Annotated in this window: 15 protein-coding genes and 1 pseudogene; 10 read left to right on the top strand and 6 right to left on the bottom strand. The window is 62.0% G+C overall.

Features of this window, described 5'->3' with window-relative positions:
* Positions 1–93 precede the first annotated feature (93 nt).
* From ACP7CJ_RS23075 to ACP7CJ_RS23065, 3 genes are all read right to left on the bottom strand, one after another.
* Complete coding sequence (locus ACP7CJ_RS23075) at positions 94–3,777, bottom strand: translocation/assembly module TamB domain-containing protein (protein WP_276193579.1); 3,684 nt, start codon at positions 3,775–3,777, stop codon at positions 94–96.
* A complete protein-coding gene (locus ACP7CJ_RS23070; RefSeq protein ID WP_426102150.1) occupies positions 3,777–5,504 on the bottom strand; it encodes an autotransporter assembly complex protein TamA in 1,728 nt (575 codons plus the stop codon). Before ACP7CJ_RS23070 ends, ACP7CJ_RS23075 begins: the two co-directional genes overlap by 1 nt.
* Before the next feature lie 64 nt (positions 5,505–5,568).
* Complete coding sequence (locus ACP7CJ_RS23065; protein WP_276193581.1) at positions 5,569–6,219, bottom strand: GNAT family N-acetyltransferase; 651 nt, start codon at positions 6,217–6,219, stop codon at positions 5,569–5,571.
* 168 nt (positions 6,220–6,387) lie between these two features.
* On the opposite strand from ACP7CJ_RS23065, the gene xthA reads away from it, so the two are divergent.
* Both xthA and ACP7CJ_RS23055 read left to right on the top strand, forming a co-directional pair.
* Positions 6,388–7,200 carry an exodeoxyribonuclease III gene (xthA, locus tag ACP7CJ_RS23060; protein WP_426102148.1) on the top strand — a complete coding sequence of 271 codons (813 nt, stop codon included), beginning with the start codon at positions 6,388–6,390 and terminating at the stop codon, positions 7,198–7,200.
* Positions 7,201–7,334: 134 nt separating this feature from the next.
* Positions 7,335–8,666 (top strand): phosphate ABC transporter substrate-binding/OmpA family protein, encoded by a 1,332-nt coding sequence (locus tag ACP7CJ_RS23055; protein WP_276193583.1) that lies wholly within the window; start codon positions 7,335–7,337, stop codon positions 8,664–8,666.
* Positions 8,667–8,795: 129 nt separating this feature from the next.
* Here the strand turns inward: ACP7CJ_RS23055 and ACP7CJ_RS23050 are convergent, their stop codons facing one another.
* Positions 8,796–10,025, bottom strand: a complete 1,230-nt coding sequence (locus tag ACP7CJ_RS23050; RefSeq protein WP_276193584.1) for an acyl-CoA dehydrogenase — start codon at positions 10,023–10,025, stop codon at positions 8,796–8,798.
* Between the two features lie 151 nt (positions 10,026–10,176).
* On the opposite strand from ACP7CJ_RS23050, the gene ACP7CJ_RS23045 reads away from it, so the two are divergent.
* The 4 genes and pseudogenes from ACP7CJ_RS23045 to ACP7CJ_RS23030 form a co-directional block, all read left to right on the top strand.
* Positions 10,177–11,112: a LysR family transcriptional regulator gene (locus tag ACP7CJ_RS23045; RefSeq protein ID WP_276193585.1), complete on the top strand. Its 936-nt coding sequence runs from the start codon at positions 10,177–10,179 to the stop codon at positions 11,110–11,112.
* A gap of 115 nt (positions 11,113–11,227) precedes the next feature.
* A complete protein-coding gene (locus ACP7CJ_RS23040) occupies positions 11,228–11,623 on the top strand; it encodes a MerR family transcriptional regulator (RefSeq protein ID WP_253396847.1) in 396 nt (131 codons plus the stop codon).
* Positions 11,624–11,639: 16 nt separating this feature from the next.
* Positions 11,640–12,539, top strand: coding sequence for a hydroxymethylglutaryl-CoA lyase (locus tag ACP7CJ_RS23035; RefSeq protein WP_276193586.1), 900 nt, complete (start codon positions 11,640–11,642; stop codon positions 12,537–12,539).
* 696 nt (positions 12,540–13,235) lie between these two features.
* Positions 13,236–13,367, top strand: a pseudogene (locus tag ACP7CJ_RS23030) (flavin reductase family protein); the annotation flags it as partial.
* A 56-nt stretch (positions 13,368–13,423) separates the two neighbouring features.
* Here ACP7CJ_RS23030 and ACP7CJ_RS23025 read toward each other — a convergent pair.
* Positions 13,424–15,106: an AMP-binding protein gene (locus tag ACP7CJ_RS23025; protein ID WP_276193587.1), complete on the bottom strand. Its 1,683-nt coding sequence runs from the start codon at positions 15,104–15,106 to the stop codon at positions 13,424–13,426.
* A gap of 149 nt (positions 15,107–15,255) precedes the next feature.
* Here ACP7CJ_RS23025 and ACP7CJ_RS23020 point away from each other — a divergent pair, with 149 nt between their 5' ends.
* The 4 genes from ACP7CJ_RS23020 to ACP7CJ_RS23005 are packed head-to-tail and all read left to right on the top strand — an operon-like array spanning position 15,256 to position 20,782.
* On the top strand, positions 15,256–16,419 hold the full coding sequence (locus ACP7CJ_RS23020) for an isovaleryl-CoA dehydrogenase (protein ID WP_276193588.1): 1,164 nt from the start codon (positions 15,256–15,258) through the stop codon (positions 16,417–16,419).
* Positions 16,420–16,430: 11 nt separating this feature from the next.
* Positions 16,431–18,038: a carboxyl transferase domain-containing protein gene (locus ACP7CJ_RS23015; RefSeq protein ID WP_426102147.1), complete on the top strand. Its 1,608-nt coding sequence runs from the start codon at positions 16,431–16,433 to the stop codon at positions 18,036–18,038.
* Between the two features lie 15 nt (positions 18,039–18,053).
* On the top strand, positions 18,054–18,860 hold the full coding sequence (locus ACP7CJ_RS23010; protein WP_426102146.1) for a gamma-carboxygeranoyl-CoA hydratase: 807 nt from the start codon (positions 18,054–18,056) through the stop codon (positions 18,858–18,860).
* Entirely contained in the window at positions 18,857–20,782 is a 1,926-nt protein-coding gene (locus tag ACP7CJ_RS23005) for an acetyl/propionyl/methylcrotonyl-CoA carboxylase subunit alpha (RefSeq protein ID WP_426102144.1), read from the top strand. Before ACP7CJ_RS23010 ends, ACP7CJ_RS23005 begins: the two co-directional genes overlap by 4 nt.
* On the opposite strand, the gene ACP7CJ_RS23000 is transcribed toward ACP7CJ_RS23005, so the two are convergent.
* The gene (locus ACP7CJ_RS23000; protein ID WP_426102142.1) at positions 20,779–21,414 is read right to left on the bottom strand and encodes a LexA family protein; all 636 of its coding nucleotides are present in this window, start codon (positions 21,412–21,414) and stop codon (positions 20,779–20,781) included. The two genes, ACP7CJ_RS23005 and ACP7CJ_RS23000, sit on opposite strands and share 4 nt — an antisense overlap.
* Between the last annotated feature and the right edge of the window lie 43 nt (positions 21,415–21,457).

Below are 21,457 nucleotides of genomic sequence, written 5' to 3'. Positions count from 1 at the left end.
TATTACTGCTTAGGCAGCGAATGTCAAATGGAATAATTAGCTTGCTTGGTATGTGCGAGCGAGCCCGCTCGCACTTTTTCATCGACGGCGGATCTAGAAATCCCGTTTGTAGAAAATATCCAACGAACTGGCCACGCCACTGGCCACTTCCAGGTAGACCTTCTTGCTCAACAGGTAGCGCAAAGCAATGGTACTGGCCGGCTCGAACACCCCAACCCCATAACGCAGGCTGAGTTTCTCCGAGATCTTGCCGCTGGCAACCACGGCGGTGTTGGTGCCGCTGCCTTGGGTATCGAGCTCGAAATCCTGGATGCCGAGGTTCTTGGCGATGTCCGAGGTCACCCCGGCACTGCCCATCAAGCCCAGGCCCAGCGCCGCTTCCGCCAGCATATTGTTGTCTTCGCCCGTGGTGGTGCGCGAACGTCCCAGCACGAGGTATGACAACGCATCCTCCTGAGCCATGGCCGGCTCGGAGAAGATCTGCGTCGTCGGCTGTTCGGCACTGCCACTCAAACGGATACCAGCGGTGACGGTCCTGGAGGACTCGGTAGTGACCCGCACCGCTTCGATATCCAGGAACGGTTGATCAAGAGGCCCGGCGAACAACAGCCGCGCTCGACGCACATTGAGCTTCTGACCATAGGCACGGTAGCGCCCATCGTTCAGCCACAGCTCACCACGGGTGTCCAGGTTGTCGCCGATATGCACATGCCCCTGCACTTTGGCGGTGAGGCCGAAGCCCGAAAAGTTGAGCTGGTCTTCACCGACCGCCACGTCGATATCCATCGCCATTGCCATGGGTGGCGTGCCCTCTGCGGTCTGGCTGCCGACGATCACCGTGTCATCCGAGACCTTGACCGTCGACGGCGGCAATTCGCGCACAGTGATATCACCGCGCGGGATCTGCACCTTGCCGGCGATCGCGAGCTTGTCGTTCTTCAGGCTGATCTTCAGGTCGGGCGCGACTTCCAGCACCGCGTAAGGTTCGACGGTGACCGGCAGTTGCGAGCCTTGCAGGCTGAGGTCGACCACCAGGGCGCGACTCCAGTCGATATGGCCCTTGAAGCTACCCTGCCCGGCTTTGCCGCTGTGCCAGCCGCCATCGAGTTGCACACTTTCGCCAGCAATCAGCGCCTGCACGTTCAAACCTTCGAGGCTGATCGGCAGTTGCGGCCCGGAAATTTCGCCACCCACCAGGTTCACGTTGCCGTTGACCAGCGGCGCCAACAGACCACCGGAGATACGCCCATTGCCGTTGAGCTTGCCGTGGAGTTTTTCCACCATCGGCACAAACGGCCGCGCCACAGCAAGATCGAGACCGGTGAGGCTGAAGGTGCCGCTGATCGGCTTGTTTTTCGCCAGCGGGTTGATCTGTGCCTGCAACAGCAACTCACCGAGTTTGCCGCCCTGGAAGTTGAGCCGGGTGTCGATGCGCTTGGGGTTGAGGGTGGCGTCCAGTTTCAGCGTGTCGTAGGGGAAATCCAGCCACTGGTGCTTATCCTTGACGCGCAAAATGCCGCCGCTGGCATCCACCGCGATCACGCCTTTGGGGCCGCTGGCCGGTAGGTCGAGCTGTACGTCGGCGTTGAGCGTGCCCTGCCAGGCAAAGTCCTTGGGCAACCAGGCGGCCAGGCTGTCGATGGGGAATTGCTTGAGGTGATAACGCAGCTTCGGTTCGGGCATCAGCCGCTGGTCTTCACCGCACAGGCTGGCCGTGCCTGCGACCCAGCAGTGAGCGGCGAAGGTCAACTTGCCATCGGCCAGGCGCTCGATTTTCGCCGGGGCCTGCAGCTTCCAGTCCTGGCCACCGGCTTGCACGTCACCGCTGGCCAGGCGCCCACGCCAGTTGCCTTTGTCGAGGTTGCCGTCCAGGGCCAGGGCCAGCTTGACCAGTGGGCCGGCCAGATCCAACTGGACCTTCTGCTGCCTGATATCGCCCTGGGCGCTGGCAGTCAGTGTGCCGACTTGGGTGTCGCCGCTTTGGATGCCACTGCCCTTGAGGTCGATCTTCGCGCGCTGGGCGTTGTCGAGCGTGGCGTCGAGGCTCAGGCTTTGCAGGCGATTGTCGGCAAACGCCAGTTGCTGGCCCTTAAGGTCGAGTTTGCCTTGCGGCGCTTTGAGGCTGCCGGCCACATCGAGTCGGCCATTGATCTGCCCGCGCAACTGCGGCCACAACTGGGCCAGACGCGTCAGTTTGATATCGATCTGCCCCGCCAGGCGTTGTTGCAGGCTGCCGCTGCCGTTGATGCGGTTGTCGCCCAGGCGGATATCCAGGTTGGCCAGGGTCCATTGCTCGCCCGCGCCTTCGGCCTTGGCGGCCAACACGGCGGGCTGCCCGCGAAGACGGCCCTTGAGGTCGAGGTCGGCGTTCAGCTTGAGCTGTTGGTTTTTGAACTCGCCTTTGCTGCGCAGCGGTCCGGCCAGGGTGCCCGGTAATTCCGCGAGCCAGTACGCCGGGTTCAACGCCGACAGGTCGAGCGCCGTGTCCCAGGCGATGCCGTCGGCGAACTGCAGGTTGAGGTGGCCCACGGCCTTGCCTTGGCCAGCGGCCAGTTTCAGCTCGGGCAGGAACACTTGCTTGAGGTCGCCACTGAACGGTGTGACCACATTGAATTTGCCGGCGGGGCCATCGAGGTCGGCCTTGAGGTTGCCGAGGTAGTTGCCGTCCTTATAGGAAATTTCGCCATTGAAGGTGCGCACGGTGACCTGCGGCTCGTCGATCAATGGGTAGAGGCGATGCCAGGGGAAGTCCAGCCAATCGATCTTGGCGTCGGCACTGAAGCCTTGCTGCCAATCCAGCTGTGCCGTGAGTTTCAGGCTTTGTTTGTCGCCGGCCGTCAGATCCAGACCGGCGATTTGCGCGCCCTTGGCGTCCACCCGACCTTGCAGCAGCATAGCCACCGGGCCTTTTTCCGCCGGCAGTAAGGCTTTGCCGAGCAATTGGTAACCGCTGTTCAGGTCGCCTTTGGCGGTCAGGTCCAGTTGATTGAGTTGCAGGGTGTCCGGCAAATCGGCGCTGGGTTTGAAGGCGTCGGCGGTGATGTGCAGTTGCGCCGGCAGGTTTTCCACCAGCGGCTGCAACTCGCCGCTGAGCGTGGCCGACAGGTAGCCGCTGCTGTCGGCGTCGAGCTTGAGGGTCTTGAGCAGGTCGCCATCGACCTTGAGCGCGACTGTCCACGGCGCGCCGTCTGGCGCGTAGGGCAGGCTCAGGTTGCCGCTGGCGGTCAACGGCCAGTCGCCGACAGGTTGAAGCAGGCCCGACAGGTCCAGCACAAGGTCGTCGCGTTGCAGGTGTACGGCATCGATTTGCAGGCCGGCGGCGGTCCAATGTGCGGCCAATTGCAGGTCCTTGAGTTCTTCACTGCCATTAAATAGCAGGCTGCCGACGCGAACCTCGCCCAACTGGAGCGCAACCGGCAACTTCAGCGCCGGCAACTGAAGCGGCCCGCTGCTCTCTTCGGTGCTCGGCGCAAATTGCAGGCTGACTTGATCCACATCCAACCGATCAATGCACAGCGTCATGCGCAGCAGGCAGGCTGGCGACCAGTCAAAGGTCGGCGCATTAAGTTCGACGCGACTGCTGCCCTGCTGCCACACCAGATGATCGGCGCGCCACTGACCGCCCAAACGGCCCTGGAAATTGTCCACGTTCAAGCCCGGCACCTGGCCCAACGCCCAACGGCTGCCCGCCTGGGTCCCGAGTACCGTCCACAACGCCAGCAACACCACGCCCAGGAGGCCGACGGCAACCAGCCCGGCTATTTTCAAACCACGCATCACAGCTCAGGCCCCATGGAAAAGTGCAAACGAATACCGCCCGGGTCTTCCAGGGCATGGGCCAGGTCGAGGCGAATCGGCCCGACGGGGGACACCCAGCGCAGGCCGACGCCCACGCCGGTTTTCAGGCTGGGCATTTCCAGGGTGTTGAAAGAGTTGCCCTGGTCGATAAAGGTCGCGATCCGCCATTTTTCGGCGATGGAATATTGATACTCAGCGCTCAAGGCCACCATGTAGCGGCCACCGATGCGGTCGCCGCGGTCGTTCTCCGGCGACAGGGTCTGGTACTCGTAGCCACGCACGCTCTGGTCGCCACCGGCAAAGAAGCGTAGCGACGGCGGCACCGACTTGTAGCCGTTGGTGGCACTGCCGCCGATTTGCGCCCGTGCGAGGAAGCGGTGGTTGTCCCACAAGGTGGTCAGGCCTTTGACCATGGCCGTGCCGTAAAGCAGGTTGGTGTCGGAGCCGAGACCTTCCTTGGCCAGCTTGGTGTCGAATTGCAGGTGGTAGCCGTGGTGGGGATCGATGCGGTTGTCGCTGCGCAGATAGGAATAGCTGAGCCCCGGCATCAGCAGGTTGCTGAGGCCCGAATCGTCGCCCAAACGATACTCTTCACGCTGCCACTTGAGGGAGATCACCCGGGTCCAGCCGCTGGGCAACTTGCTGTGCCATTCCGGGCCGAGAGTGAGCAATTTACTCAAGGTGTCGGTGTTGGCCAGCTCTTCATTCTGGTAGCCGCCGGCGAAACGCAGCTTGTCGGTAAGCGGTGGGTCGAGCGGGATGTCGTACCACAGGCCGACGTTCTGCCGTGGCGCCGACAGTTCGGCTTCCCAGCCGTAACTGTGACCCTGGGAGTTGACCCAGTGGCGCGTCCAGTTGGCCTTGCCCCGCGGGCCGACGTCGGTGGAAAAACCCAGGCCCAGGCCCATGGTGCGTGGCTTGCGGGTTTCCAGTTGCACCGCGACCGGAATGACATCGTTAGTCGACGCGGCCGGCGCGGCGTCCACCCGCACGCCCTCGAAAAAGCCGCTGCCTTGCAGGTTCTGGTTCAGCTCGGCGATCAGTTCGGAATCGTAGGGCGCACCGTTTTTGAACGGCACCATGCGCTGCAGCAGCTCTTCATCAAAGGGCGTATTGCCGGCAAAGCTGACCTTGCCCAAGGTGTAACGCGGGCCGCTGTCATACACCAGTTCGATATCGGCGACGCCCGCCTTGGGGTCGACCGACAGGGTCTGGCGGGTAAAGCGCCCACTGAAGAAACCGTAGCGCGAGGCCTGGTTCTGGATCAGACGCTTGGCGTCTTCGTAATGGCCGTGGTTGAGCACGGCACCGGTTTGAAGGTCGTTGCTGGCGGGCACACGAAAGGCCTTGAGGGCCGCCGCCGGGCCATCGACCCGAATAGTCACGTTGCGCAAATGCACCGGTTCGCCGGGGTCGATGGTGAGGGTCAGGCGCGGGTTCTTGCCGCCCTGCACATCACTGCTGATCCGCGGCTGATAGAAGCCCAAGGCCTGGGCCGCTTTGCGCGCCTGCTCCTCGGCGCCACGGCTGAACCGCAGCAACGCTTCTTCATCGCGATCGCCTACCCCGCCGATGTAGCCTTCGATGTTGGCTTTCAACGCGTCGTTTGAGGGTTTGACGCGCACGTCCAGTTCGCTTTGCGCCAAAGCGCCGCAGCTTGTGAACAGCAGAATCAAGCCGCTGGTAAATCTTCCTGGAAACTTCATAGGCGCGGATGCTACACGAGCTGGGGAGCGTCTTTGAACTCGGATTTATCTGAAAAATCCTGACTCAAGTCGTTGCCGCCTGTAACGGCTGCGGATTGGCATGGAAAAACACATGCTCAAGGACCGGTCCTATGGCGACTTCGCCGATTTCCTCATAGCCCTGACGCTTGTAGAACTCCAGGTAACGCGAGTTGCCCGTATCGAGCACCACGCCGGACGAATGCGGGTCCTCGGCGCACCAGTCGTGTACCGCGCCGAGCAGTTGCTCACCGAAGTGCTTGCCTTGGAATTGCGGGTGAATGCCCAGCAACGGCAATACATGCACCGACTCGCTGGGCAGGCACGCCAGTACCGCTTGGTGATAATCCAGGTAACGCCGCGTACCGCGCACACCGGTGCTCAACCACATGCGCAATTGCCAGGCCCAGCTCTCGGTGATGCCCAGGCGCCGCTGGGGCGGCGCGATCAACGCAATGCCGATCAAGCGGTCGTCGACGAACAGGCCGATGGCGGGAAGTTTCTGGAAGAAATGCTGTTTGACCAGCTCGCGCACGGTGGCGCGCACCCGCTGCTCATACCCCGGGCGCTCAGCTTCGAAGATGTAGGCGAACGTCGGCTCATGGCGATAAGCCTGGTACAACAGGGAGCGTGCTTCGCGGGAATAGTCGCTATTGAGCAGACGGATTTCGGCAATCGCAGTTGAAGTGTCAGGCATACGGTGAATCTCCCTGGGCGCCATTCAAAAGACGGCGTTCTTATGGGTACGAACTTACGCAGCGCGAGTCGTTCCCAGACATTAGCAGTGCATCCGTCCTACCGCCACGCTGGCCCCCGTCCGACTTGTCGGCTAGCATCGCCCTTTTGCCAGACTGGACAGCCGACCATGAAAATCGTCTCTTTCAATATCAACGGGCTACGGGCTCGCCCGCATCAGTTGGCGGCGCTGATTGAAAAGCATCAACCCGATGTAATCGGCCTGCAGGAAACCAAGGTCCACGACGACCAGTTCCCGTTGGCCGACGTGCAGGCCCTGGGGTATCACGTGTACTACCACGGCCAGAAAGGCCATTACGGTGTGGCCCTGCTCTCGCGCAAAGAAGCATTGAGCGTACACAAGGGCTTTGCCAGCGATGAAGAAGACGCCCAGCGTCGCTTTATCTGGGGCACCTTCGCCGATGCGCAGGGCAACCCGGTCACCATCATGAATGGCTATTTCCCCCAAGGCGAAAGCCGCGACCACCCCACCAAGTTCCCGGCCAAGCAGCGCTTCTACGCAGACTTGCAACAGTTGCTGGAAAGCCAGTTCAGCAACGACCAGGCGCTGGTGGTGATGGGCGATGTGAATATTTCCCCGCAAGACTGCGACATCGGCATTGGCGCCGACAACGCCAAGCGTTGGCTGAAAACCGGCAAGTGCAGCTTCCTGCCGGAAGAGCGCGAGTGGATGGCCCGCCTGAAGAACTGGGGCCTGGTGGACAGCTTCCGCCACCTCAACCCCGACGTGACCGACCGTTTCAGTTGGTTCGACTACCGCAGCCGTGGGTTTGAAGATGAGCCCAAGCGTGGCCTGCGTATCGACGTGATCCTGGCGTCCAACGGCTTGCTGCCCAGGATCAAGGATGCGGGGGTGGACTACGAACTGCGCGGCCTGGAAAAACCCTCGGACCATGCGCCGATCTGGCTGGAATTGAGCTGATTTCAAGTACGACGCGCTTAAACCATGTGGGAGCAAGCGCCCTCCCACATTTTTACAGTTGAGTGTCAGTCATATTACTGAAACCCAACTGACTTAATCTCGCGGCACTCCCTTTGCCTTGAGACGGTGCCGGCATGATCCCGCGCGTTCTGTTACTGCTGACCCTTTTTCCCCTGTTTGCCGTTAGCGCGCCGCTGCCCGTTCCCGATCAGGGCCCCGCCTTGCGCATCCAGGGCTCTAACACGATTGGTGCGGCGCTTGGCCCGGCGCTGGTCAAGGGGTTGATGGAGCGGCAGGGTCTGCAAGGGGTACACGCTGAACCCGCCGAAGGCGCCAATGAAATGCGCGTGATCGGCAAGACTCGCCAGGGCCAGACGCTGACCATCGAGGTCGCGGCCCATGGTTCCAGCACCGGGTTTGCCGCGCTGCACAAAGCCAGCGCCGACCTTGCCGCCTCATCCCGCCCGATCAAAGACACCGAGTTGGTGGACCTCGAACCCCTGGGCGACCTGAAAAGCCCCGAGGCCGAACAGGTGATCGCCATCGACGGCCTGGCCATCATCCTCAACCCACGCAACCCGCTGAATACGCTGAACACCGAGCAACTGGCGCAAATTTTCAACGGAGAGATCAGCACCTGGGAGGCACTCGGCGGCATCGGCGGGGCGATTCATTTATATGCACGGGATGACCAGTCGGGCACCTATGACACGTTCAAGGACCTGGTGCTCAGCCGTCGCGGCAAGCCCCTCGCGGCGTCGGCCAAGCGGTTCGAGGCCAGCGAGCAACTGTCGGATGCGGTGAGCCAGGACCCGCAAGGCATCGGCTTTATCGGCCTGCCCTATGTGCGCCAGGCCAAGGCGGTGGCGATCGTCGACGGTGACTCGCAACCGATGTTGCCGCTCAACAGCCTGATTGCCACCGAGGACTACCCGCTGTCGCGCCGCCTGTTCTTTTACCTGCCGCCGACCACGCACAACCCGTGGGCCAAGGCGCTGGTGGACTTTACCCAAAGCAGCAAGGGCCAGGCGATCGTGGCGGCCAACGGGTTTATCGCGCAGCGGGTCCAGGCGATGGGCGTGGAGCCGCGCCCTTCGATGCCCGAGGACTATCAGGCAATTGCCCGCGAGGCCCAGCGCCTGACGGTGAACTTTCGCTTCGAAGAAGGCAGCGCCAGCCTGGACAACAAAGCGCGCCAGGATGTCCAACGCGTGGTGGCGTATATAAAAAGCCACGACAAGCTCGACAAGCAGGTGACGCTAGTGGGGTTCGGCGATATCAAGAATGACCCGCAACGCGCGGCGCTGTTGTCCAAGCTGCGAGCGATGGCGGTGCGTCGGGAACTGGTCAAGAACGGCGTGGTGCTGCGCGATATTCGCGGGTTCGGCGCGCAGATGCCGGTGGCGGCGAATACGGCGGATGAAGGCCGGATCAAGAATCGGCGGGTGGAGGTGTGGGTGTACTGAGACCTTAGCCTTGCGGTGTTCGGAATGGCCTCATCGGGAGCAAGCCCCCTCCCACCCTAGACCGCGTTCTCATGCACAACTCGGTCAACTGTGGGAGGGGGCTTGCTCCCGATGGCAGGCGACGCGGTGTTACTGCCCGCCGCGCATCAGCTCTTTAGGCACATACTTGCCAACCTCGAACTTGCCGATCGCCGCACGGTGGACTTCGTCCGGGCCGTCGGCCAGGCGCAGGGTGCGTTGCATGGCGTACATGTAGGCCAGCGGGAAGTCGTTGGAGACGCCCGCGCCGCCATGGATCTGGATCGCGCGGTCGATCACCTTCAACGCCACGTTCGGCGCCACGACCTTGATCTGCGCGATTTCGCTTTTCGCCACTTTGTTACCCACGGTGTCCATCATGTACGCCGCCTTCAGGGTCAGCAGGCGTGCCATGTCGATTTCCATCCGCGAGTCGGCGATCTTGTCGATATTGCCGCCCAGGCGCGCCAACGGTTTGCCGAACGCGGTACGGCTGATGGCGCGTTTGCACATCAGTTCCAGCGCGCGCTCGGCCATGCCGATGGAGCGCATGCAGTGGTGAATGCGGCCAGGACCAAGACGTCCCTGGGCAATTTCAAAGCCACGGCCTTCACCCAGGAGGACGTTTTCATACGGCACGCGCACGTTATCGAACAGCACTTCGGCGTGCCCGTGGGGCGCATCGTCATAGCCGAATACCGGCAGCGGGCGCACGATTTTCACGCCAGGAGCGTCCACCGGCACCAGGATCATCGAGTGCTGCTGATGGCGCGGCGCATCGGGATTGCTCAGGCCCATGAAGATCAGGATTTTGCAGCGCGGGTCACAGGCGCCGGAGGTCCACCATTTTTTGCCGTTGATCACCCACTCGTCGCCCTGGCGCTCGGCGCGGGCAGCCATGTTGGTCGCATCCGATGAGGCGACGTCGGGCTCGGTCATGGCGAAAGCCGAACGGATCTCACCGCGCAGCAGCGGTTCGAGCCAGCGCTGTTTCTGTTCGGCGTTGGCATAGCGCACCAGCACTTCCATGTTGCCGGTGTCCGGCGCGGAGCAGTTGAACGGCTCCGGGCCTAGCAGCGAACGGCCCATGATTTCCGCCAGCGGCGCGTATTCAAGGTTGGTCAGGCCGGCGCCTAATTCGGATTCGGGCAGGAACAGGTTCCACAGGCCTTCGGCTTTCGCCTTGGCTTTCAGCTCTTCCATGATCGCGGTGGGCTGCCAGCGGTCGCCTTCGCTGACCTGGCGTTCGAACACCGGTTCGGCTGGGTAAACGTAAGCGTCCATGAACGCAGTGACGCGTTCACGCAGTTCCTGAACTTTGGGCGAATAGGCGAAATCCATGAGCAGCTCCCTTCTTTGAGAGGTTGTTTAGGTCATGCAATCGATGCTAGAACAGCGCTGATAATTTACCTAGCCTATTCTCGGCGTGTATTAACATTCATCACCGATATATGATCGGGGCATGGACACCTAACAATAAGAGCGCAACGAAATGAATCTGAGCAAGGTCGACCTCAACCTGTTTATCGTCTTTGACGCGATCTACACCGAAGCCAACCTGACCCGTGCCGGGCAGATTGTCGGCATCACCCAACCGGCGGTGTCCAATGCTCTGGCACGCCTGCGCGAGACCTTCAACGACCCGCTGTTCGTGCGCACCGCCCAAGGCATGGTGCCCACGCCGATGGCGCAGAACATCATCGGCCCGGTGCGCAATGCGCTGTCATTGCTGCGGGTGTCGGTGCAGGAAAGCCGGATTTTCAACCCGCAGCAAGCGGCCAAGACCTACCGCATCAGCATGACCGACTTGACCGAGGCGGTGATTCTGCCGCTGCTGTTCCAGCGCCTGCGTCGCCTGGCACCGACGGTGGTGATCGAGAGTTTCCTGTCCAAACGCCGCGAGACCACCAAGGAACTGGCCGCCGGGCGCCTGGATTTTGCCGTCGATGCGCCGCTCAACACCGACCCGCAGGTGCGTCATGTCAAGCTGATGGAAGACCGCTACGTGTGCGCCATGCGCAAGGGCCACCCGATGGCGGGCAAGGACAAGTTCACCCTGGATGATTACCTGTCGCTGACCCATATCCATATCTCCAGCCGCCGCAACGGCTTGGGCCATGTCGACCTGGCCCTGGGCAAGATGGGCATCCAGCGCAAGATCGCCCTGCGCTCCCAGCATTACCTGATGGCCTCGCAAGTGTTGCAGCAGACCGACATGGTGATGACCGTTCCCGAACGCTTCGCCCGCCGTCATGAACTGCACTGGTTCAATCTGCCGGTCAACGACGTGCCAGCGGTGGAAACCCACTTGTACTGGCACGAAAGCACCGACCAGGACCCGGCCAACCGCTGGATGCGTGAGCAAATGATCGAGTTGTGCCAGCAGGTCACAGCCCATGAAAATAAGCTGGATAAACAACAAGCCTGAGGTTGAAGAACGCCCCCTGTGGGAGGGGGCTTGCCCCCGATGGGCTGCGCAGCGGCCCTTGACGTTTACGTCAACCTGACATTAGCTTAGCGCCAAGACCTTCTTGAGCGCCCTCATGAGCACGACCTACAGCATCTCCGACCTCGCCCGCGAGCTCGACATCACCACCCGCGCCATTCGCTTCTATGAAGAACAAGGCCTGCTGGCCCCGGAACGCCGGGGCCAGGAGCGCATCTACTCGGCGCGGGACAAGGTCAGCCTCAAGCTGATCCTGCGTGGCAAGCGCATCGGTTTTTCCCTGGCAGAGTGCCGTGAGCTGATCGAACTCTACGACCCCACCAGCGGCAACCATATCCAACTCAACAGCATGCTGGTGAAGATCGCCGAGCGTCGCGAACAGTTGGAGCAGCAGTTGTTGGATATCGAACAAATGAAGCTGGAACTGGACACCGCCGAAGAGCGCTGCACCCAGGCCCTGGCCGAAACCATCCAAGGCCAGGCTGGCCGTTGATCATAAGGTAGTTGCCATGTCCCTCCCCTCCCACGTGCGCCTGGTCGAAGTCGGCCCGCGCGACGGTTTGCAGAACGAAGCCCAACCCATCAGCGTGACCGACAAAGTGCAGTTGGTGGATGCCCTAAGCGCCGCCGGCCTGAGCTATATCGAAGTCGGCAGTTTTGTCTCGCCTAAATGGGTGCCGCAGATGGCCGGCTCCGCCGAAGTCTTTGCGCAGATCCAGCGCAAGCCCGGCGTGACCTACGGCGCGCTGGCGCCGAACCTGCGCGGTTTTGAAGATGCGCTGGCCGCCGGGGTCAAGGAGGTCGCGGTGTTTGCCGCCGCGTCCGAGGCGTTTTCCCAGCGCAACATCAACTGCTCGATCAGCGAAAGCCTGGAGCGATTCGTGCCGATCATAGCGGCCGCCAAACAGCAGGGTGTCAGTGTGCGCGGCTATGTGTCCTGCGTGCTGGGGTGCCCCTATGAAGGCGCGGTCGCCCCGGAACAAGTGGCGGCGGTGGCCCGCGAGCTGTTTGCCATGGGCTGCTACGAAGTATCCCTGGGCGACACCATCGGCACCGGCACGGCGGGGGCCACGCGCCGGCTGTTCGAGGTGGTGGGCGCGCACGTGCCACGGGACAAGTTGGCGGGGCACTTCCATGACACCTATGGGCAGGCCGTCGCCAACGTCTATGCCAGCCTGCTGGAAGGGATCAACGTATTCGACAGCTCTATCGCGGGCCTGGGCGGTTGCCCCTATGCCAAAGGCGCCAGCGGTAACGTCGCCACCGAAGATGTGGTGTACCTGCTCAACGGCCTAGGGATCGAGACCGGGATCGACCTGGAGCAATTGATTCTCGCGGGCCGGCAGATCAGCAACGTACTGGGCCGACCCAGCGGCTCACGCGTTGCCAAGGCGCGTAACGCCAGTTGAGTCGCTTAGCCGTGACAATGTGTTACCGCAGGCCGGCCAGACGAGTAACACGGGAACATATTTTGTCGTGTTTGCTACAGACCATTTCCTACAAAAAATACAACACATTGATTTTAAAAGATTTTTAAAAGTTGGCACGGCTTCTGCTATCTCTATTACATAACAAGAATAAAAAGCGCCAAACCTAATAAAAATAAGACGAAACGACTCTGACATAACAAAAACAACACGGCAGAGACGCAGCTAACAGATTTTTTTGGAGAAGATGTGCTTCGCAGGGTACGGCTTGCCGAAACCCGCAACCGGATAGAGAAAAATAAAACTACCTCAGGTAGCTACCCACTGGTTGGATCGCGTGCGAAGAAGCAGATCAGCGCTCAAAAAAATACGTTTGCTCTTGACCCCGAATGGGGGTCGCCAAAAACAGCGGTAAAGGGTAACGGTTGCTAAAAACAACAATAGACCGCCCCTCAATAATAAAAAAAGAGCACGTAACAACAAATTAAAGGGGACCTTCGGGTCCCCTTTGTGCTGTCTGGGATTGCGCAATTTTCAAGCACAGCCTCGATTTAAACTGTGGGAGGGGGCTTGCTCCCGATGGCAGTGTGCCAGTCATTGAGTGGGTTGACTGATGCACCGCTATCGGGAGCAAGCCCCCTCCCACAGTTTGATTGCAGGGTGTCAGCCCCGTCCCAGTGGCGTGAGTATGAAGGCGGCGACCACGCGATCATGGTCGGCTCGGTGAAGAACCTCATCGTGCCCCAGCGGAACGCCGGGCCATTAGTGTATTGCCACGGCAAGATAGTCGCCCTGCCCATGCCGGCCTAAGCCACACATCCAATCATGTGGGAGGGGGCCCCTCCCGCTGGGTTTCAGTGAGGCAACTAAGACTGCGTTCGCAGCTCCTCAAGCGAAATCTCGCGCATGCGAAATTTCTGGATCTTGCCCGTCACCGTCATCGGAAACGCGTCGACAAACTTGAAATACTTGGGCGTCTTGTAGTGCGCGATACGGCCCTTGCACCAGGTTTGCAGTTCCAGCTCATTGGCCACATGCCCGGGATGCAACTTGACCCAGGCGACGATTTCTTCACCGTAACGCTCATCGGGGATGCCAATGACCTGCACATCGGCCACCGCCGGATGGGTGAAGAAAAACTCTTCCAGCTCGCGCGGGTACACGTTCTCGCCACCGCGAATAATCATGTCCTTATTGCGCCCGACGATGCACACGTAGCCGTGCTCGTCCATGGTCGCCAGGTCACCGGTGTGCATCCAGCCGGCGGCGTCGATGGCGTCGCGGGTGCCGTCGGGGTTGTTCCAGTAACCGAGCATCACGCTATAGCCTCGGGTACACAGTTCGCCGATCTCGCCGCGCACGACGGTGTTACCGGCCAGGTCGATGATCTTGCTTTCCAACTGCGGCTGGGTGCGGCCGACTGTGGTGACGCGGCGCTCCAGATCGTCATCGGCGCCGGTCTGCAGGGACACCGGGCTGGTTTCGGTCATGCCATAGGCAATCTGCACCTCACTCATGTGCATCTCGCTGATGACCCGGCGCATCACTTCGATCGGGCACGTGGCACCGGCCATGATGCCGGTACGCAAGGTGGCCAGGTCGAACTCGCCCCGCCGTGGGTGATCGAGCATGGCGATAAACATCGTCGGCACGCCGTACAGGCCGGTGGCGCGTTCTTCGGCAACGGCGGTCAGGCTCAGCAGCGGATCGAAGCCGTCGTTCGGGTAAATCATGGTGGTGCCGTGGGTGATGCAGCCCAGGTTGCCCATCACCATACCGAAGCAATGATAGAGCGGCACCGGGATCACCAGGCGGTCCTGCGCAGTCAGGCCCAGGCTTTCGCCGACCATGTAGCCGTTGTTGAGGATATTGTGGTGACTGAGGGTGGCGCCCTTAGGGAAGCCGGTGGTGCCGGAGGTGTACTGGATATTGACGGCCTGGTCGAAGTGCAGGCTGGCTTGGCGCGCGCTCAACCGCTCAGGCGCGATGCCTGTACCGAGGGCCGAGAGCTGCGACCAGGGCAGAAATCCCGAAGGTGGACTGGCGGCGAGGCTGATCACGCCCCGCAGGTCCGCGAGCTTTTCGCAGTTCAATTGGCCGATGGATTGCTCCGCCAGCTCAGGCACCAACGCCTGCAACATTGCGTGGTAGTCGGAGGTTTTGAAGGAACCGGCACACACCAACCATTGGCAACCGGATTGCTTGAGCACGTATTCCAGCTCAGTGCTGCGGTAGGCCGGGTTGATATTGACCAGAATCACCCCGAGCTTGGCGCTGGCCAACTGGCTGATGCACCACTCGGCGCAGTTCGGCGCCCAGATGCCCAGGCGGTCGCCAGTTTGCAGGCCCAACGCCAGCAGCGCGCGGGCGTGCAGGTCAACGCTCTCGGCCAGTTGCCGCCAGGTGTAGCGGCGTTGCTGGTGACGCACCACCAAGGCTTCCCCGTCGGGATACTGCGCAACGGTGTGATCGAAGGCCTGACCGATCGTCATGGCCAATAAGGTCTTGTCCTGAGAGCCACGGCTGTAGCTCTGATTCGGTTGATCCATAACGACCCCTGTTGTCTTTTTTGTAGGTTGACGTAAACGTAAACTACGATTGACAGCGCCGCAACGCAAGTTTACGTTAACGTAAAGGTGAGCGCCCCTCCCCCGGCGCCGTCACCCCACAACAACAAAGCTCAATAAAGGTGCCTTCCATGAGTTATCCCTCCCTGAACTTCGCCCTCGGCGAAACCATCGACATGCTGCGCGACCACGTGCAGTCCTTCGTGGCCAAGGAGATTTCTCCCCGCGCGGCACAAATCGACATCGACAACCTGTTCCCCGCCGACCTGTGGCGCAAGTTCGGTGACATGGGCCTGCTGGGCATTACCGTGGCAGAAGAATACGGCGGTGCCGGCCTGGGTTACCTGGCCCATGTGGTGGCCATGGAAGAAATCAGCCGGGGTTCGGCGTCGGTGGCGTTGTCCTACGGGGCCCACTCCAACCTCTGCGTGAACCAGATCAACCGCAACGGCAACCATGAACAGAAACTCAAGTACCTGCCCAAGTTGATCAGTGGCGAACACGTTGGCGCCCTGGCCATGAGCGAGCCGAATGCCGGCTCCGACGTGGTCTCGATGAAACTGCGCGCCGACAAGCGCGGCGACCGCTACGTGCTCAACGGCAGCAAGACCTGGATCACCAACGGCCCCGACGCCAACACCTACGTGATCTACGCCAAGACCGACCTGGAGAAAGGCCCCCACGGCATCACGGCGTTTATCGTCGAGCGCGACTGGAAAGGCTTCAGCCGCAGCAACAAGTTCGACAAGCTCGGCATGCGCGGTTCCAACACCTGCGAGTTGTTCTTCGATGACGTGGAAGTGCCCGAAGAAAATATCCTCGGTGTACTCAACGGCGGCGTCAAAGTGCTGATGAGCGGCCTGGACTACGAGCGCGTCGTACTGTCCGGCGGCCCGACCGGGATCATGCAAGCGTGCATGGACCTGATCGTTCCCTACATCCATGACCGCAAGCAGTTCGGCCAGAGCATCGGCGAATTCCAACTGATCCAAGGCAAAGTCGCCGACATGTACACCCAGCTCAACGCCAGCCGCGCCTACCTGTACGCGGTGGCCCAGGCCTGCGAGCGCGGTGAAACCACGCGCAAGGACGCGGCCGGGGTGATCCTCTACAGCGCCGAACGCGCCACACAAATGGCCCTCGACGCGATCCAGATCCTGGGCGGCAATGGCTACATCAATGAATTCCCCGCCGGACGCCTGCTGCGTGACGCCAAGCTGTACGAAATCGGTGCCGGCACCAGTGAGATCCGACGCATGTTGATCGGTCGCGAACTCTTCAACGAAACCCGCTGAAGGAGCGCGTCATGGCCACCTTGCACACCCAGCTCAACCCGCGCTCGGCGGAATTTGCCGCCAACAGCGCGGCGATGCGCCAACAGGTCGACGCCCTGCACACCCTGCTCGCCCAGGTGCAGCAAGGCGGCGGCGCCAAGGCTCAGGAGCGTCACACCTCGCGTGGCAAACTGCTGCCACGTGAGCGGATCAACCGCTTGCTCGACCCGGGCTCGCCGTTCCTGGAACTCAGCCAGCTGGCCGCCCACCAGGTGTATGGCGAAGACGTGCCTGCGGCCGGGGTGATTGTCGGGATCGGCCGGGTCGAAGGCGTCGAATGCATGATCGTCGCCAACGACGCCACGGTGAAAGGCGGTTCCTACTACCCGCTGACGGTCAAGAAACACCTGCGCGCCCAGACCATCGCCGAACAGAACCGCCTGCCGTGCATCTACCTGGTGGATTCCGGCGGCGCCAACCTGCCACGCCAGGATGAGGTATTCCCGGACCGCGAGCACTTCGGGCGGATCTTCTTCAACCAGGCCAACATGAGCGCCCAGGGTATCCCGCAGATTGCCGTGGTGATGGGCTCGTGTACCGCTGGCGGTGCCTATGTGCCGGCGATGGCGGACGAAGCGATCATGGTACGCCAGCAAGCCACCATCTTCCTCGCGGGCCCGCCGCTGGTGAAAGCCGCCACTGGCGAGGTGGTCAGCGCCGAAGACCTCGGCGGTGCCGATGTACATTGCAAGATCTCCGGCGTGGCCGACCACTATGCCGACAGCGATGAACACGCCCTGGCCCTGGCACGGCGCAGCGTGGCCAACCTCAACTGGCGCAAACAGGGCCAGTTGCTGCAACGCACACCGGTGGCGCCGCTGTACAGCAGCGAAGAGTTGTACGGCGTGATTCCGGCGGATGCCAAGCAGCCGTTCGATGTGCGCGAAGTGATTGCGCGGCTGGTGGACGGCTCGGTATTCGATGAGTTCAAAGCGCTGTTCGGCACCACACTGGTCTGTGGTTTTGCGCACTTGCACGGCTACCCGATAGCGATCCTGGCCAACAACGGGATTCTGTTCGCCGAAGCCGCACAAAAAGGTGCGCACTTTATCGAGCTCGCCTGTCAGCGTGGGATTCCTTTGTTGTTCCTGCAAAACATCACCGGTTTTATGGTCGGCCAGAAGTACGAAGCCGGCGGCATCGCCAAGCACGGCGCCAAGCTGGTCACAGCGGTGGCCTGCGCCAAAGTACCGAAATTCACCGTGATCATCGGCGGCAGCTTTGGCGCCGGTAACTACGGCATGTGCGGCCGCGCCTACGACCCGCGCTTTTTGTGGATGTGGCCCAACGCGCGCATCGGCGTGATGGGCGCCGAACAGGCGGCCGGCGTGCTGGTGCAGGTCAAGCGCGAGCAGGCCGAACGCGCCGGCAACGGGTTCAGTGCCGATGAGGAAGCGGCGATCAAGCAGCCGATCCTCGACCAGTACGAAACCCAGGGTCACCCCTATTATTCCAGCGCACGCCTGTGGGATGACGGCGTCATCGACCCGTTGCAGACCCGCGACGTACTAGCCCTGGCCCTGTCTGCCGCGCTGAACGCCCCCATCGAGCCGAGCCGCTTCGGCGTGTTCCGCATGTAAATGGAGCTGTACCCCATGAACGATTTCAACACCCTCGAACTGATCACCGACAGCCGTGGTTTCGCCACGCTGTGGCTCAGTCGTGAAGCCAAGCACAACGCGTTCAACGCCCAGATGATCCGCGAACTGATCCTCGCCCTCGACCACGTGCAGGGCGATGCGTCGCTGCGCTTTCTGGTCCTGCGCGGGCGCGGCAAACACTTCAGCGCCGGCGCCGACCTGGCCTGGATGCAGCAATCGGCCGAACTGGATTACGCCACCAACCTTGACGACGCCCGCGAACTGGCGGAGCTGATGTACAACCTGGCCAAGCTGAAAATCCCGACCCTGGCGGTGGTGCAAGGCGCCGCCTACGGTGGCGCGCTGGGCCTGATCAGTTGCTGCGACATGGCGATTGGGGCGGATGAGGCACAGTTCTGCCTGTCAGAAGTGCGCATTGGTTTGGCGCCCGCCGTGATCAGCCCGTTTGTGGTGCAAGCCATTGGGGAGCGCGCCGCGCGTCGTTATGCGCTGACCGCGGAGCGCTTTGGCGGCGAGCGCGCGCGCGACCTCGGCCTGCTGGCCGAAAGCTATCCGGCCGAAACCCTGGATCAACAGGTGGACCAATGGATTGCCAACCTCCTGCAAAACAGCCCGGCGGCGATGCGTGCGAGCAAGGACTTGCTGCGCGAAGTCGGTAACGGCGCCCTTACCCCGGCGCTGCGGCGCTATTGCGAAAATGCCATCGCACGAATTCGCGTCAGCGCCGAAGGCCAGGAAGGTTTGCGCGCGTTCCTGCAAAAACGCCCGCCCAGTTGGCAGTCGCAGGAGCCACGCGCATGAACACACTGACCAGCTTGCTGGTGGCCAACCGTGGCGAAATTGCCTGCCGTGTGATGCGCACCGCCAAGGCGATGGGGTTGACCACCGTGGCGGTACACAGCGCCACCGATCGCGATGCGCGCCATAGCCGCGAAGCCGATATCCGCGTCGACCTCGGCGGCAGCAAAGCGAGCGACAGCTACCTGCAAATCGACAAACTGATCGCCGCCGCCCAGGCCAGCGGCGCCCAGGCGATTCATCCGGGGTACGGCTTCCTTTCCGAAAACGCCGGTTTCGCTCGCGCCGTCGAGGCGGCCGGGTTGATCTTTCTCGGCCCGCCCGCCTCGGCGATCGACGCCATGGGCAGCAAATCGGCGGCCAAGGCCCTGATGGAAACCGCCGGCGTGCCGCTGGTGCCGGGCTACCACGGCGAGGCTCAGGACCTGGAAACTTTCCGCACCGCCTGTGCGCGTATCGGCTACCCGGTGCTGCTCAAGGCCACGGCCGGGGGCGGCGGCAAGGGCATGAAGGTGGTCGAGGACGTCAGCCAACTGGCCGAAGCCCTGGCCTCCGCCCAGCGTGAGGCGTTGTCGTCGTTCGGCAACGCGCAGATGCTGGTGGAGAAGTACTTGCTCAAGCCGCGCCATGTGGAGATCCAGGTGTTTGCCGATCAGCATGGGCACTGCCTGTACCTCAATGAGCGCGACTGTTCGATCCAGCGGCGCCACCAAAAGGTCGTCGAGGAGGCCCCGGCGCCCGGCTTGAGTGCCGAACAACGCCGGGCGATGGGCGAATCCGCAGTGCGTGCGGCCCAGGCCATTGGTTATGTGGGCGCGGGCACGGTGGAGTTTTTGCTGGATGCCCGGGGCGAATTTTTCTTTATGGAGATGAACACGCGGCTGCAGGTGGAGCACCCGGTGACCGAGGCGATTACCGGCCTCGACCTGGTAGCCTGGCAGATTCGCGTGGCCCAGGGCGAAGCGCTGCCGATCACCCAGGCGCAGGTGCCGTTGATCGGGCATGCGATCGAGGTACGCTTGTATGCCGAAGACCCGGCCAATGATTTCCTCCCCGCCACCGGCCACCTGACGCTGTACCGTGAGTCCGCGCCCGGCCCGGGCCGTCGGGTGGACAGCGGTGTCGAGCAAGGCGACAGCGTTTCGCCCTTCTACGACCCGATGCTCGGCAAACTGATCGCCTGGGGCGAGGACCGCGAACAAGCGCGGCTGCGCCTGTTGAGCATGCTCGACGAGTTCGCCGTCGGCGGGCTCAAGACCAACCTGGGCTTTGTGCGACGCATCATCGGTCATCCGGCGTTTGCCGCCGCTGAGCTGGATACTGGGTTTATTCCGCGCTATCAGGACGAGCTGCTGCCGGTGCCTGGCGCATTGAGCGACGCGTTCTGGCAGGCCGCAGGTTCGGCCTTCATGCAGAGCCTGCCAGCGGGTGACGGGCCATGGGCGGACACCCGTGGCTTTCGCGCGGGGCTGCCCGCCGAAGTCTCGCTGCACTTGAGCTGCAACGGTCAGGATCGCCTGGTGACGTTGGCGCAGCACGCGCCGCGACTGCAAGGCGAACAGCTGCTGATCGAACACCAGGGGATACGCCGCGCCCATCTGGCGGTGCGCAGCGCCAGCACGCTGTTCCTGCGCTGGGATGGCGAAATGCATGCCATCAGCCTGTTCGATCCGATTGCGGCGGTCGAGGCCAACCAATCCCACCAAGGCGGCCTCACCGCACCGATGAACGGCAGCATCGTGCGTGTGCTGGTGGACGTCGGCCAGACCGTCGAAGCCGGCACGCAATTGGTGGTGCTGGAGGCGATGAAGATGGAGCACAGCATCCGCGCACCCCAGGCCGGCGTGGTCAAGGCACTGTTCTGCCAGGAAGGCGAAATGGTTGCCGAAGGTTGCGCGCTGGTGGAGCTTGAAACAGCGGACTAGAACTTCGCCGTAGCCTGCACGACGACGCCGAGGATGCGGCAATCGTCGCTGAACAGCCGCTTGGGGTAAGTCGGATTGAGCGGCACCAGGTACAGCTGGCCGCTCTCTTCGCGCAATTGGCGAAAGGTCGCCTGCGTGCTCTGCGCACACTGCGCGACCACCAGCTTGCCGGGTTCGGCGTCGATGGCCGGGTCCACCAGGATGATCATGCCGTCACCGATGCTCAGGCCACTGGGCGCGGTCATGGCATCGCCGACCACGGGCAGCCAGTAAGCCTCGCCCTGGGCGTGATAATCCGTCAGTTCAAAGCGTGCCGCGCCGTAGGCCGGGCGCTCTTCGCGAAGTTCGCACACACCTTTCCAGTCACTGACCGGGTAGCGAAAATACGGGTTGTAGTGTTGTAGCCCGGCCGGCAGTGCATCGGTCTTCTGGCGAATATCCAGCGCAACTTCCAGGTCGCCCAGCCCCAGTTCCTCCAGCACCCGGTTCATGTCCGCCAGGCTTGGCACCCGGCGCTTGTTCAGCCAATGCCCCACACCGCCCTGGGACATGCCCAGGCGTTCGGCCAGTTCATCCTGCGTGACCTTGCGGTCTTTCATGTTGGCCCTGACCAACGCTATCCAGTTATCCATGGGGCCTGACAATACGTTGCGTATTTTTCAGGGCAATAAACAG

This window comes from Pseudomonas sp. PSPC3-2 (genome assembly GCF_049897085.1).
Taxonomy (GTDB): Bacteria; Pseudomonadota; Gammaproteobacteria; order Pseudomonadales; family Pseudomonadaceae; genus Aquipseudomonas; species Aquipseudomonas paraveronii.
Note: the sequence above shows the minus strand (reverse complement) of the source record. Positions and strands in the feature narration are given on the sequence as shown.

What these genes read in the sequence shown, in the direction of transcription:
- ACP7CJ_RS23050 (WP_276193584.1), bottom strand. Translation starts at nt 10,025, where the DNA reads ATGGATTTCGCCTATTCGCCCAAAGTTCAGGAACTGCGTGAACGCGTC.
- ACP7CJ_RS23010 (WP_426102146.1), top strand. Translation starts at nt 18,054, where the DNA reads ATGAACGATTTCAACACCCTCGAACTGATCACCGACAGCCGTGGTTTC.
- ACP7CJ_RS23055 (WP_276193583.1), top strand. Translation starts at nt 7,335, where the DNA reads ATGATCCCGCGCGTTCTGTTACTGCTGACCCTTTTTCCCCTGTTTGCC.
- ACP7CJ_RS23040 (WP_253396847.1), top strand. Translation starts at nt 11,228, where the DNA reads ATGAGCACGACCTACAGCATCTCCGACCTCGCCCGCGAGCTCGACATC.
- ACP7CJ_RS23005 (WP_426102144.1), top strand. Translation starts at nt 18,857, where the DNA reads ATGAACACACTGACCAGCTTGCTGGTGGCCAACCGTGGCGAAATTGCC.
- ACP7CJ_RS23000 (WP_426102142.1), bottom strand. Translation starts at nt 21,414, where the DNA reads ATGGATAACTGGATAGCGTTGGTCAGGGCCAACATGAAAGACCGCAAG.
- ACP7CJ_RS23015 (WP_426102147.1), top strand. Translation starts at nt 16,431, where the DNA reads ATGGCCACCTTGCACACCCAGCTCAACCCGCGCTCGGCGGAATTTGCC.
- ACP7CJ_RS23045 (WP_276193585.1), top strand. Translation starts at nt 10,177, where the DNA reads ATGAATCTGAGCAAGGTCGACCTCAACCTGTTTATCGTCTTTGACGCG.
- ACP7CJ_RS23025 (WP_276193587.1), bottom strand. Translation starts at nt 15,106, where the DNA reads ATGGATCAACCGAATCAGAGCTACAGCCGTGGCTCTCAGGACAAGACC.
- ACP7CJ_RS23065 (WP_276193581.1), bottom strand. Translation starts at nt 6,219, where the DNA reads ATGCCTGACACTTCAACTGCGATTGCCGAAATCCGTCTGCTCAATAGC.
- ACP7CJ_RS23035 (WP_276193586.1), top strand. Translation starts at nt 11,640, where the DNA reads ATGTCCCTCCCCTCCCACGTGCGCCTGGTCGAAGTCGGCCCGCGCGAC.
- ACP7CJ_RS23020 (WP_276193588.1), top strand. Translation starts at nt 15,256, where the DNA reads ATGAGTTATCCCTCCCTGAACTTCGCCCTCGGCGAAACCATCGACATG.
- ACP7CJ_RS23070 (WP_426102150.1), bottom strand. Translation starts at nt 5,504, where the DNA reads ATGAAGTTTCCAGGAAGATTTACCAGCGGCTTGATTCTGCTGTTCACA.
- xthA (WP_426102148.1), top strand. Translation starts at nt 6,388, where the DNA reads ATGAAAATCGTCTCTTTCAATATCAACGGGCTACGGGCTCGCCCGCAT.
- ACP7CJ_RS23075 (WP_276193579.1), bottom strand. Translation starts at nt 3,777, where the DNA reads ATGCGTGGTTTGAAAATAGCCGGGCTGGTTGCCGTCGGCCTCCTGGGC.